The 11,738-nt window shown below is 37.9% G+C and carries 19 protein-coding genes, 1 pseudogene and 1 other annotated feature; of the genes and pseudogenes, 14 read left to right on the forward strand and 6 right to left on the reverse strand.

Translation table 11 applies throughout. From position 1 onward, the window contains the following. Positions 1–154: 154 nt before the first annotated feature. Both HNR50_RS21730 and HNR50_RS21735 read right to left on the reverse strand, forming a co-directional pair. The gene (locus tag HNR50_RS21730; protein ID WP_184748916.1) at positions 155–484 is read right to left on the reverse strand and encodes a helix-turn-helix domain-containing protein; all 330 of its coding nucleotides are present in this window, start codon (positions 482–484) and stop codon (positions 155–157) included. After that, a complete protein-coding gene (locus HNR50_RS21735) occupies positions 481–813 on the reverse strand; it encodes a type II toxin-antitoxin system RelE/ParE family toxin (protein WP_221439959.1) in 333 nt (110 codons plus the stop codon). Before HNR50_RS21735 ends, HNR50_RS21730 begins: the two co-directional genes overlap by 4 nt. A gap of 328 nt (positions 814–1,141) precedes the next feature. On the opposite strand from HNR50_RS21735, the gene HNR50_RS21740 reads away from it, so the two are divergent. Beyond that, positions 1,142–1,522, forward strand: a complete 381-nt coding sequence (locus HNR50_RS21740; RefSeq protein ID WP_184748918.1) for a DUF6547 family protein — start codon at positions 1,142–1,144, stop codon at positions 1,520–1,522. A 166-nt stretch (positions 1,523–1,688) separates the two neighbouring features. On the opposite strand, the gene HNR50_RS21745 is transcribed toward HNR50_RS21740, so the two are convergent. Together HNR50_RS21745 and HNR50_RS21750 are read right to left on the reverse strand one after the other, a co-directional pair. Beyond that, positions 1,689–2,030: a type II toxin-antitoxin system HicB family antitoxin gene (locus HNR50_RS21745; protein ID WP_184748919.1), complete on the reverse strand. Its 342-nt coding sequence runs from the start codon at positions 2,028–2,030 to the stop codon at positions 1,689–1,691. Next, on the reverse strand, positions 2,017–2,253 hold the full coding sequence (locus HNR50_RS21750; RefSeq protein WP_184748920.1) for a type II toxin-antitoxin system HicA family toxin: 237 nt from the start codon (positions 2,251–2,253) through the stop codon (positions 2,017–2,019). Before HNR50_RS21750 ends, HNR50_RS21745 begins: the two co-directional genes overlap by 14 nt. A gap of 520 nt (positions 2,254–2,773) precedes the next feature. On the opposite strand from HNR50_RS21750, the pseudogene HNR50_RS21755 reads away from it, so the two are divergent. The 10 genes and pseudogenes from HNR50_RS21755 to HNR50_RS21800 all read left to right on the forward strand — a co-directional run bounded on the left by HNR50_RS21755 (position 2,774) and on the right by HNR50_RS21800 (position 8,772). Continuing rightward, a pseudogene (locus HNR50_RS21755) lies at positions 2,774–3,009 on the forward strand (type II toxin-antitoxin system RelE/ParE family toxin). Beyond that, positions 2,997–3,296 (forward strand): helix-turn-helix domain-containing protein, encoded by a 300-nt coding sequence (locus HNR50_RS21760; RefSeq protein ID WP_184748921.1) that lies wholly within the window; start codon positions 2,997–2,999, stop codon positions 3,294–3,296. The pseudogene HNR50_RS21755 and the gene HNR50_RS21760 overlap by 13 nt, the downstream one beginning before the upstream one ends. A 257-nt stretch (positions 3,297–3,553) precedes the next feature. Continuing rightward, complete coding sequence (locus HNR50_RS21765) at positions 3,554–3,892, forward strand: type II toxin-antitoxin system RelE/ParE family toxin (protein WP_184748922.1); 339 nt, start codon at positions 3,554–3,556, stop codon at positions 3,890–3,892. Then, entirely contained in the window at positions 3,885–4,184 is a 300-nt protein-coding gene (locus HNR50_RS21770; RefSeq protein ID WP_221439960.1) for a helix-turn-helix domain-containing protein, read from the forward strand. The genes HNR50_RS21765 and HNR50_RS21770 overlap by 8 nt, the downstream gene beginning before the upstream one ends. A gap of 475 nt (positions 4,185–4,659) precedes the next feature. Then, positions 4,660–5,885 (forward strand): IS3 family transposase gene (locus HNR50_RS21775; RefSeq protein ID WP_184748923.1). Its coding sequence is split into 2 segments (ribosomal slippage): positions 4,660–4,942 and positions 4,942–5,885, totalling 1,227 coding nucleotides; the frame shifts between segments, so codons are not numbered across the junction. Further along, positions 4,938–5,054 (forward strand) — a sequence feature (AL1L pseudoknot). (Overlaps the previous gene by 117 nt.) 22 nt (positions 5,886–5,907) lie before the next feature. Continuing rightward, positions 5,908–6,795, forward strand: coding sequence for a reverse transcriptase domain-containing protein (locus HNR50_RS22805; RefSeq protein ID WP_184748924.1), 888 nt, complete (start codon positions 5,908–5,910; stop codon positions 6,793–6,795). Between the two features lie 172 nt (positions 6,796–6,967). Further along, positions 6,968–7,390: a GNAT family N-acetyltransferase gene (locus tag HNR50_RS21785; protein WP_184748925.1), complete on the forward strand. Its 423-nt coding sequence runs from the start codon at positions 6,968–6,970 to the stop codon at positions 7,388–7,390. Between the two features lie 134 nt (positions 7,391–7,524). After that, a complete protein-coding gene (locus HNR50_RS21790) occupies positions 7,525–8,028 on the forward strand; it encodes a hypothetical protein (protein ID WP_184748926.1) in 504 nt (167 codons plus the stop codon). Positions 8,029–8,275: 247 nt separating this feature from the next. Then, positions 8,276–8,473, forward strand: coding sequence for an addiction module protein (locus HNR50_RS21795; RefSeq protein ID WP_184748927.1), 198 nt, complete (start codon positions 8,276–8,278; stop codon positions 8,471–8,473). A 2-nt stretch (positions 8,474–8,475) separates the two neighbouring features. Then, positions 8,476–8,772 carry a type II toxin-antitoxin system RelE/ParE family toxin gene (locus HNR50_RS21800; protein ID WP_184748928.1) on the forward strand — a complete coding sequence of 99 codons (297 nt, stop codon included), beginning with the start codon at positions 8,476–8,478 and terminating at the stop codon, positions 8,770–8,772. Positions 8,773–8,979: 207 nt separating this feature from the next. Here the strand turns inward: HNR50_RS21800 and vapC are convergent, their stop codons facing one another. Together vapC and vapB are read right to left on the reverse strand one after the other, a co-directional pair. Further along, positions 8,980–9,375: a type II toxin-antitoxin system tRNA(fMet)-specific endonuclease VapC gene (gene vapC / locus HNR50_RS21805; protein ID WP_184748929.1), complete on the reverse strand. Its 396-nt coding sequence runs from the start codon at positions 9,373–9,375 to the stop codon at positions 8,980–8,982. Further along, positions 9,376–9,606: a type II toxin-antitoxin system antitoxin VapB gene (vapB, locus tag HNR50_RS21810; protein WP_184748930.1), complete on the reverse strand. Its 231-nt coding sequence runs from the start codon at positions 9,604–9,606 to the stop codon at positions 9,376–9,378. 365 nt (positions 9,607–9,971) lie between these two features. Here vapB and HNR50_RS21815 point away from each other — a divergent pair, with 365 nt between their 5' ends. The 3 genes from HNR50_RS21815 (at position 9,972) to HNR50_RS21825 (ending at position 11,729) form a co-directional block, all read left to right on the forward strand. Next, positions 9,972–10,394, forward strand: coding sequence for a VOC family protein (locus HNR50_RS21815; RefSeq protein ID WP_184748931.1), 423 nt, complete (start codon positions 9,972–9,974; stop codon positions 10,392–10,394). A gap of 153 nt (positions 10,395–10,547) precedes the next feature. Beyond that, a complete protein-coding gene (locus HNR50_RS21820) occupies positions 10,548–11,063 on the forward strand; it encodes a hypothetical protein (RefSeq protein WP_184748932.1) in 516 nt (171 codons plus the stop codon). A gap of 279 nt (positions 11,064–11,342) precedes the next feature. Next, positions 11,343–11,729 (forward strand): hypothetical protein, encoded by a 387-nt coding sequence (locus HNR50_RS21825; RefSeq protein ID WP_184748933.1) that lies wholly within the window; start codon positions 11,343–11,345, stop codon positions 11,727–11,729. The last annotated feature ends 9 nt before the right edge of the window (positions 11,730–11,738 follow it).

Below are 11,738 nucleotides of genomic sequence, written 5' to 3' on the forward strand. Positions count from 1 at the left end.
ATGGATTATGTTTAAACTGTTTCCGGGTTACAAAGTCGCAATAATGTTGCCAGTCCTGCGGAACGAAAAAAACATCGTATATTCGCAGAACGTTATAAACAATTTTAGATCTAAGGTTTTTTTTATTCCTCGACATCATGTCTCGGATTTTTCTTTATACGCAGAGAATTTTATGTTCTTCTAAAAGGGTACTATCCATTTCTAGAAGTTGTAAAACTCTAGAAGCTGGGCCTTGTGGATGATTTCTTCCTGATTCCCAAGCTTCAACTGTTTTTATTGAAACACCTAAAGCCTCTGCAAAAATCATTTGTGTCAAATTCAGAGAGTTTCTTATTTTCCTTATTGTTATGGCGTCATACTTCGGAACAGGGGTTATGCTCACGGTTCTCTTCTTCACATTTGGAAGATTGCCTCTACTATATTCAAGAGATTCAGTGAGGCCTGTCATTATTGAGTCGAAATATGTCTTGTCCTCTTTACTCATTTGGAACTCCTCTTCTTTCTCAAATTATCTTTTATTTGATCAATAAGACTCTTAATACTTTGCTTTTCTGCTTTTGAAAGACTTTCCTTATTTGCTTTCCTAAAACACGTGATCATATGAATCTGCTCATATGCGGCAAAATCTACATAGAGCGTTCTTATACCGCCGCTCTTTCCTTTCCCAGGTATTGACCACCTTAGTTTACGGAGTCCACCTGTTCCCTGAATCAGATCTCCTGCTTCTGGATGCTCACACAAAAAAACTTCCAGATCCTTCAAATCATCATCAGATAGATTTGCCTCTTTCCATTGCTTCTCAAATGTTGGCATATAGACAAATTCTCGAGTCATAAGTAATATTACACCCTATTCAGTAGGGTTTCAAGCTGGAAGATATGACTTCTGAACATATAAGTAATTACTGTTTTAAAATTGACATCCATGTCATTTTAAAAATTGGTAGTAAATTCGATCTAAAACTGTATATAACAGACAATATACGCTACGTCGCTCCGCTCCTTGGCCTCCGGCAAAATGCCTTTGACAAATCCTCAATAAATTGTGATACAATTTCACGTGTATTCGTCAACCCCTTTGGGGTACCAGGCATCTTCGTATATTGTCGGAACGTTATGTGTAATTGTATCAAAGGATTCCTATGAATAAACGATTAGAATATTATAAACAATTTATTGACGATTTAGTTAAGTTGAAACCAACAGTTTTAAAACGATGGGTTTTAGAAAAAGGCTGGCCGAAACTTGATGAAAATAAGAAAATTAATAAGTTTCTTTCTAGGCTTAAGCAAGAAGACAAAGAAATCCTTTGTGAGCTTTTGCAACAAGCTAGAGACGGAGGAATCCACGATACACTTGTCTATCTTAATGAAAAGATTATTTTGAATGAATTTAAATTATACAAAGGTGACACGCAACTAGCTGTAGAACCATATGGAACTGAATTATTTTGGGATTGGGTGGCTCGTTCGGAAGGTGATGAATGGCCTGAACATCAACTTGATGATGACTACAAAACATGATTCAACAACACATAACAGGGTTTATATGCTGCGCCCTACGGGCTTGGGCTTCGCCACATTTTTACTTTGCAAAAACGTCATATAAACCCGGTACGTTATGTCTAATTTTAGGCTTTATCTTTTTTTGAGGATTTAAGAAATCGCCCGTCCTTGGGCGATTTTTCATTTATACAGCAGCAGAAATCCTTGAAATGATATACTTGTTAATTGAAATCCCTTCTTCAGCTGATTTTATTGCAAGATTCTTGTGAAGTTCCGGTGGAACTCTCAACGTAAGGTTTCCTTTATACTTTTTTAGTCCAAAAGGCTCAGGAATCTCTTCTCCATCTTCTCTCATCCACTCGATAGCTTCTGTTACGACATCTTCGATCTCTTTTAATGCGTCACTTGAAGTATCTCCATGTGCCATAAGAGATGGAAATTCCAGGCATTTAGCAATATGCGTATTATCTTCTTCAGACCACTCTACTCGGTATGTATATTTATCAATCAAATTATTGTTTTTCATTCGTCGCCTCCAATTTCTCAATGGCTTTCAAAACCGACTTCACTTGGTATGGTTTTGCATTCTTGCCATCTTTTTGGATATTTATTCGTGGATCTCCTTTCCATGGTGTCTTAAAAATATGATGACTACCACGAATTCTGGGTTCTCCAAAAAGCTCTGTACAAATCTTGAGCAAATCGCTGAATTTTACATTCTTAGGATTTGCCAGTTCCTTAAATTTCATAACTTATGATAGCGCATGCGGTAGCTAATGTCAAACATTAGAAAAGGTAAAAGCAATTTGATCTCAAAGAACATACGTGTTCTTTGAGAAGCCTTGAGCAAATTCAGCCCAAAACTAGACATAACAGCGAATACATGCGGCGCCTTCGGCTTGGGCTTCGCTATATTTTTTTCTCTGTCAAAATTATTGCAGATGAGGTTATACTGCTACTGCGAATGGATTATGTTTAAACTGTTTCCGGATTGCAATCTCGCAATAATGTTGCCAGTCCTTCGGAACGAAAAAAACATCGCATATTCGCAGAACGTTATAGGAAATAAAATTATGGCTCCGGCTTCTATTTTTGGCCGTCCTGGCCAAAAAACATAAAACAAAGCACAATCTTTTTATTGCCCAATGTTATCATTAATGATAACTTATATTCATGAGCTGGAAAGTTTCATTTTTCAATGAGAAAGTCTCAAAAACAACACTTGCATTCCCGAAAGGTATACTTGCAAACTTTCTTCACATTGTGGAAATGATAGAGCAATTTGGACCTTCCTTAGGCATGCCATACACCAAGGCATTCGGGAAAGGTCTATTTGAGATCAGGGCTAAGGGCAAGAAGGGATCGGCAGATCATTCTTCTGTACGATTAAAGGGAATGAAGTAGTAATTCTCCACTCCTTCATCAAGAAGACAAATAAAACCCCTAAGAAAGACCTCGATGTCGCCCAAAAACGAATGAAGGAGGTTCAAAAATGGACAGAGTAGATTTTTCTGATTTTAAAAAGGAAGCTCTTAGTGACGCTGAAGTTCGCGAAGAATATGAAAAACTGAAGCCGATATATGAACTCCGTAAACAATTGATCGCACTACGAAAAGATGCAGGATTAACCCAAGAAGAGCTAGCAGAAAAACTTCATACGAAGAAGAGTAATATTTCCAGACTGGAAAGCGCTAACTCTAAAAGCTCCCCTCGCCTATCAACAATTGAAGAATATGCTCATGCAATGGGTTACGAAGTAAAGATAGACTTCATACCCAGCGTTCAACGATAGAAATGGACAGATTGTACATCCTTGTACAATCTGTCTTTCCAGAAGAGTATCTCCATAATTTTACTTCCTATAACAGACAATATATGCTCGTTTCACTCGGGCTTCGCCAAATCTATCACTTCGTGCTAGACTTCATATATTGTCAGAACGTTTTGCGCAATTAATTTCTTATCTTTCTTTTGAATTTGCACCAACATCCTTGTTGGTGCTATACAGAATAACTGGACATTATACCATATTTGATATATTTTAGACATATGGGATATGAAGTCAGGGTTCTACAGCCAGCAGTACACTTCCTAGAGACTCTAGACGTCAAAATGAAAGCTAAAGCATATAGAGCAATTTCCCTTCTTCAAGAATTTGGTCCTTTCCTAACGGAACCACATTCCAAAAAGATTACAGGGATAAAAAATCTATATGAATTACGGGTAAAACAATCCAGCAACATTTGCCGATTGTTTTATTTCCATTCCAATGGGAAGGTCTATATCGTTACGTCTGGTTATATAAAAAAAAGTAACAAAACGAGTAGATTGGAACTTGAAAAAGCGGAACGGATCATGAATCAGTTCATAGAGGAAAATCATGAGTGATATGAAATCTGTCAATTTCGATGACTTACTAAATAAGGAGCTTGAAAATCCAGAATTTAGAGCAGAATATGAAGCCCTTGAAGATGAGTTTACACTTGCAAAAGAAGTGATGGAGCTCAGAAAAAGCAATAATTTAACCCAGAAAGATCTTGCAAAACTTGCAGGAACATCACAACCAGCAATTGCAAGGCTAGAATCTGGTAATTACAAAAACCTGTCTCTCAGTTTCATTCGTAAAGTAGCAGAAGCTCTAGGAGCTATTCCAGAAATTCACTTAAAGAAAGCTCAATAAAATAGTTATCCATAAAAACATCCGAGTTTTTATGGAAGCTTGATCCAAATTCGAAATTAAAAGCGCCAAACAGACAATATACGCTGCGGCTTCACCTTGGCCTTCGGAAATTTGCCTTTGACAAATTCCCGATAAATTGTGTTACAATTTCCCGGGGATTTGCCAACCCCTTCGGGGTTCCAGGCAACTTCGTATATTGACGGAACGTTAAGTGAAAGTGCGACTGGAGGTTTCCCAATACACCTCTTTGGGAACCGTAAGCTGTTGAACGAGCTGTCTAAGTTGCTATTATATATATCAACCTTTGGACTATTCTATTCATCTGGAATAACCCTACTCTCAAATGCGTCACTGGAAACGGTGGGGTTTTAAGCTGAGAGGACAACGTGAATATTCTGGTAGTCTCAAACCGGATGATTGCCGGGTGAACCACCCCGGGTTTTCCGGAGACACAATTATATGAGAGGATTGTGTTATGGGAAAACGAATCAGGTATGCTCAAGAAGTTAAAGAGCGGGCAGTGAGAATGGTCTTTGACCATGAAAAAGATTATGAATCTCGGTGGGCAGCAATAATGTCCATCGCGTCAAAAACAGGTTGCACTCCAGAGTCCTTAAGGAAATGGGTTAAACAGTCAGAAATCGATCAGGGACTGAAAGACGGTTTGTCCAGCGATGACCGAGCTCGTATCAAAGAACTCGAACGGGAAAATCGGGAGCTGCGCGAAGCCAATGAAATCCTGCGAAAGGCATCAGCATATTTCGCCCAGGCGGAGCTCGACCGCCGAAAGAAATAATGATCAGTTTTATAGACGAGAACAGGGAAGATCATGGAGTCGAGCCTCTCTGCAGAAATATTCAGATTGCTCCTTCGACCTACTATGAAATGAAATCTCGTCAATCAGATCCTGACCGGGAACCACCGAGAGTACAACGCGATAATATTTTGAAATATGAAATCCGTCGGGTCTGGTTTGAAAACAGATGTGTTTATGGAGCCAAAAAAGTCTGGCAGGCCATGAATAAAGAGAAGATTCCTGTCGCAAGATGCACTGTAGAGCGTCTGATGCGCTCTATGGGGCTGCGGGGTGTTATTCGCGGCAAGAAAGTCAGAACAACGATTCCAGCTAAAGATAATCGCCCAGATGACCTTGTGAACCGGGATTTTACTGCTTCCAGACCAAACGGGCTGTGGGTCGCCGACTTCACCTACGTATCGACTTGGAGGAGTTTTGTCTATGTATCTTTCATTATCGATGTCTTCTCGCGGATGATTGTCGGCTGGAGGGCGTCGATGTCTATGAAAACAGATTTTACCCTTGATGCCCTCAATCAGGCATTGTGGGCAAGAAAGGTAACGGAAAGGCTAATTCATCACAGTGATCGTGGATCCCAGTATCTGGCTATTTCATATACTGAACGGCTTATTGAAGCAGGTATTGATCCATCAGTTGGGAGTAGAGGCGATTCTTATGACAATGCCATGGCTGAAACGATAAATAGTCTTTACAAGGCAGAAGTTATTCATAAGGATGGCCCCTGGCGGTCCATTGAACAGGTGGAATTAGCAACACTCGACTGGGTGGACTGGTTTAATAATCGCAGGATCATGGAACCTCTGGGATATTTATCTCCCAAAGAATTTGAAATGATGTATTATGAACAGGAAGAAAGTCTGGCTGTAAGTGCCGGACTCAAATAAAACTGTCTCCGGGATTCTCGGGGTGGTTCACAAAGGGTGCTTTGACAATATTGACCATAACTGGTTGATGAAGCACATACCTGTGGATAGAAAAATACTTACTGAGTTCCTAAAGGCTAAATACAAGAAGGGAAACTCATTCTTTCCAACAATTGCCGGAGTTCCGGAAGGCGGGATTATAAGTCCGATTCTGGCAAATCTGACCCTCGACTGTCTTGAAGATCATATTCAAAAGAGATACTGGAGAAGTAAAACCGGAGCTGTAAGCCGTCAGCATAATAAACATAAAGTGAATCTGATAAGATATGCTGACGATCTGATCATCACAGCCGACACAAAAGAAACGGCATCTGATTTGCGAAAACTACTATCCGGATTTCTGAAAGAACGAGGATTGGAACTGTCAGAAGAAAAGACAAAAATCACTCATATCGATGAAGGATTTGATTTTCTCGGTTGGAACTTCAGGAAATACAACAGTCGTCTGAAAGTACATCCGTCATCGGAATCGATTCAGTCCGTCAAGGCAAAAATCGGTTCGACGATTAAAGAGATGACGGCATGTTCTCAGGAATCAGTCATAGGTGCCCTCAATCCCATTATCAGAGGTTGGGGAAATTATCATGATGCTGTTTCCTCATGGCGCAGTTTCAGGAACGTTGACAGATTTATATTCTATTCCCTGTGGCGTTGGGCGAAGAGAAGACATCCAATGAAATCCACAACCTGGCTCAAAGAACGATACTGGTTCTGCAAAGGAAATCGTGACTGGATATTTGGTACAGACAAATACAAACTCTTCAACATCAGTGGTATCAGGTATAAGTCGCACATTTTGATAAAGGTTAATAAGAATTGCTTTTTGAAGGAAGACATGGAATACTTTAAAACTCGGAGACTTGGTTACTAGCGGCTGCCCTCATTTAAAGGGTTATGATTGCTTGAGCCGTATGATGGGAAACTATCACGTACGGTTCTTAGGGGAGAGGGAACCTGCGAAGGTTTCCTTTTACCCGACAGTCCGACTAGTCGGGATTCTAGAACTCGCCCCTCCATGGGCGAGAATAAAAAAAGGTTGTGTAATGCCGCAAATTACCCAAGTAAAAGTCGATCCTAATAATGAAGATTTAGACTTTATTGTTTCTTCTTGGACATATAATCCAACGAAAGAACGGATAAAGGAAAGAATTTCTAGGCACCTTTCAGAAGGAAAACTATTTTCGATGGTGTATCAAAATCAGTTAATCGGAGCAGTTGCTTATAAAGAAATAGATCAAAATGTTTCTGAAATAACAGGGATAGGGATTTCTGTAAAACATCGAAATCAAGGTTTCGGGAGGCAATTAATTAATATAATTGAGCAAGAAATTCCAACAAAAGAAATCCTGATTGAGACTGATAATAACGCTGTTAATTTTTATGAACATTGTGAATATAAGATTTACAATACAAAGACGCTTGATAATGGGATAATTCGATATCAATTAATTAAGAAGAAAATATAACAAAAAAAGCAGCAGACGCTTTACAGTTTATTTCAAAAATGATGTAGAATCTGATTCAACTTCGTTTTACTGGTTCCAGCGCAGCTGATTTTGACGTTATTTTTAAGATACAATAAAACAAAAAAGAGGTAATTATGAAATCCATAAAAACACTAATCATCGTTATTTTTACAATTATTTTTTTAATATCATGTTCTTCAATTCCTAAGCCTTCGGACAATTTTGATGGAATAGTAGTAGTTGACGTAATTCAAACAGGTGTTTTTAATGAAAAACTTGGCGATTCAGTAATAAAAGTAATTGATGAAGAAAGTCTTCTGGAAATTCAAAGTACAGTAATACGTAGTAACGGACGCGTAATAATTAAGTTACCAAGTGGAGTTTACAGACTTAAAGCTGCATATTCTCCAAATAGAAAAGATGATCATGCTGTGTCAATTCTGAATGAGTCAATAGTTGTTGAAAAAGGTAAGGTTCAATATGTTAACCAATATGTTGAATTCCATTTTGAAAAAATTGGAACCGGTGGTTTCTCTCCGAAAACCTTTTGGAAACAAATTTCCAAAGAAAAAATGGAGCAGAACATAAAAGATATTGAAGGCAATAACAATATTACATTTTGGAACCTTGTTTATTAAATATTATTAAGCAGTCCCAAACGCCATCCATGACGTTTGGGAAGTTGTAATAAACTCGTCGAACTCATCACTTAACAGACAATACATGCTCGTTTCACTCGGGCTTCGCCAAATCTACCACTACCACTTCGTGCTAGACTTCACTTATTGTCGAAACGTTATAGAAAACCGGAATTTAGTGGTTCTTTCTCGCCCGTCCTTGGGCTCGAATATCGTAAAATACTAGATTCTCTGGTATAATAATAGCATGAGTACGCAAGAAATGATTAAAGAAGCATTAGCTCTCTCGCCAAAAGAAAAGTCTCAAATCATTGAAGCACTTCTTTTAAGCCTCGATCAACCTGATTCTAAAATTGAAGAAATTTGGAACGCTGAAGTTGATCTGCGTTTGGATGCAATCGAGAACGGATCGACTAAAACTATCCCATACAAAGAAATATTCTAAATATGACAATTGAATTTGATCCTCTGGCTCTATTAGAGCTAAATGATGCAGTAGAATATTATAATTTTAAACTTGCAGGTCTTGGTGATCGTTTTAAAGATGATGTGAGAATTGGTATCAATAGAATTTTGGAATATCCAGATGCCTGGCAACAACAAACTTCCAGAACAAGAAGATTTGTTCTTAATTCATTTCCTTATAAAATCATATACGCGATTCAGACTGAAAGAATTATAATTCTTGCGATTGCCAATTCACACCGTGAACCTGATTATTGGGTGAATCGACAAAGGAATTAACAACGACTGTTTGAAAAGTACATCCTTGTACTTTTCAAAAACCTATACCACCGGTTCTTCCTATAACAGACAATATATGCTCCGCTACGCTCCGGTCTTCGCCAAATCTAACACTTCGTGCTAGACTTCACATATTGTCGGAACGTTGTACGCAATTTCTAGCTTAAAAAGCTTTAAAAATTAACTCGCCCGTCCTTGGGCCCGTTTTTAAGACCAATCTTCTATTTTCAAACCTTCTACTCGTTCAAACTCTTTTAGATTGTTTGTAACCATAGTCATAGTATTCGAGATTCCTTGAGCTGCTAGTAACATGTCGATCGGACCGATTATGTTTCCATTTCTTCTAAGATTGGTTTTGATCATTCCATATGGTACTGCATCTGATTCTTTGAAATCCAGAATGTTGAAAATTGAAAGGAATTCCAGCAAGGCTATTCTATTCTTTTCAGGATATTGACTATTCGATACACCATATTCCAATTCTGCTACTGTTAGTGAAGAGATGTAGATCCCATCGCTCAAATGCTCTGATATTTTATCTAATAAATTGGGGGATTTCTTTTTAATTGCAAAGATGCAGATATTTGTATCTAGGATATACATTTAAAATGTTTCTCTTTCCTGGTCTATGTTCTGATCTCTACCATCATGCATAAAATCATCACTAAAGGAGTTCAATCCGTGAAGGAAAGTCTCCCATGCTTTATCATGAGGTAATAAAATTACAGCATCTCCGTGTTTCTGAATTATTACATCCTCTCCAAGAAATTGATATTCTTTTGGCAACCTAACCGCTTGGCTACGACCATTCATGAATAATTTTGCTGTCTGCATATAATCACCTCTACCTATAATATACCTTGGTATATACCACTATTCAATAGATAAGCGCTAAATTTTGATAAATACTGTTCCTAAGAACATCCGTGTTCTTAGGAAAGTTGAACAAAATCAGCTAGAAACAGCGTACAACAGCGAATATACGCGGCGTCTCCGGCTTGGGCTTCGCCTATTTTTTCCTCTGTCAAAATTATTGCAGATGAGGTTATACTGCTACTGCAAATGGATTATGTTTAAACTGTTTCTGGTTTCAAACTCGCAATAATGTTGCCAGTCCTCCGGAACGAAAAAAAACATCGCATATTTGCAAAACGTTTGGTGCAATACCCAATTATTAAAGCAGTTAAGGATGAAAAAAAATGAAACAAGATATTGTCCATATAGCATTGGTTGTTAAAGATTATGATGAAGCAATCGAGTTTTATACTAAAAAATTACATTTCACTCTTATTGAAGATACATATCAGCCTGAACAGGATAAGCGCTGGGTCGTGGTTTCTCCTCCTGGCTCAACAGGCACAACTATATTACTCGCAAGGGCATCTAAACCAGAGCAAACAGATTTTATTGGAGCGCAATCTGGAGGAAGAGTTTTTCTTTTTCTGAATACAGATGACTTCTGGAGAGATTACAAAGATATGGTATCCAAAGGAATAGAATTTGTAAGGCCACCCAAAGAAGCTGATTATGGCTTTGTTGCTGTTTTTAAGGATCTATATGGAAATCTCTGGGATTTGCTGGAATTAAAAAAAGAGCATCATATTAGTCAGCGATTTAGCTAACGGTTAAAAATTGGGTACAGCACCTAGCAGCGAATATACGGCTCCGCCTGCGGCTCCACCCAAATTGCCTTTGGTCGCAAGCTCCTGACGGTAACTTCGTATATTGGCGGAACGTTATATGCAATTTCCAAATCAGCTTTTTTTGGAGTAACAATGAGTCTATATAAATATTTGTATGGAAAGAAAAAGTTTCTCATGCCAATCATTGAAGGAAATGGAATAATTCGATTTAACAACATAAAAGAATATTCCAATTATGCGAATCAAAAAATTAGAGATGACGAATTTTATAAAAAACTTCATTTAGATTATAGTACTTCTCGAAATGTTAAATTAATTGGGGGAAATGAAATTCGAGAATATTATTTTAATCCAGGCGATGAAGCTGAATTAAAATTTATTCCCATAATATGCTATTCAAAATGTTTTAGTAATAAAGCCTTCTCTGAGGATATGTTTCACAAATTTGAATCCGATATTTGCTTAAAAATAAATATAGAAAAACTCGCTGAAGCTACGATTGCTATTTTTAAACATAATTATCCAGATATAGTATTCAATTGGGTACACAATGATATAACTTATTTTGATAAATTTTCTGATCATGATAGCTTTAATGGAAAAATTTCATCTCTTGATTTTGCATTTTTAAGCCAAAATCATTTTTAGATGAAGAAGAATATAGAATGATTCTTTATTTTGCTCATGATAAACTAAACCAAGGTGAGTTGATTGATTTAAGTGTTCCTGAGAAAACTTCAGCGTATTATTTGTTGAAGACTATAGAGCCCTTTGATGGAGATTTGGAAACTGCATATAACAGCGAGTACCCGGCTCCGCTACGCTGCGCCCAAATTGCTTGCGCTCGATCCTCGCTCCAGCAACTTTGGGTACTCGCGGGACGTTATAGGAAATAAGCGCCATAGTTAGTCTCAAAGGAAGAATATAATGAAATACACAGGAAAGCCTTTACAATATTCATTGGAAGAACATTTGAATATTTCAAACTTCATATCTTCAGTGTATAAAACCTCCAAGCAGCTTGATGATTTTCCTTTGGCTCGTTTCGAGATCTGGGTTTATGAGCACTATAATGAGAATATGAACTTTTTTGCTGATAATTGTCATATCTGGAGGGATGAGAACGGAGAAATCGCAGGTATATTTATTTCTGAGGATGGAGAGAATGGATTTCATTTAATCAATCATCCCCATAATACCGAAATATTTGAAATTATGGTTTCATTTCTAGAGAATCCGGCTGAAAGTTGCCACCTGTTCCGGTTCAAAGTTGCCGGGCATTCCGGACGAAAGTTGCCACCCATTCCGGTTTAAAGTTGCCAC

Origin of the sequence: Spirochaeta isovalerica, from assembly GCF_014207565.1 — a bacterium.
Taxonomy (GTDB): Bacteria; Spirochaetota; Spirochaetia; order DSM-2461; family DSM-2461; genus Spirochaeta_F; species Spirochaeta_F isovalerica.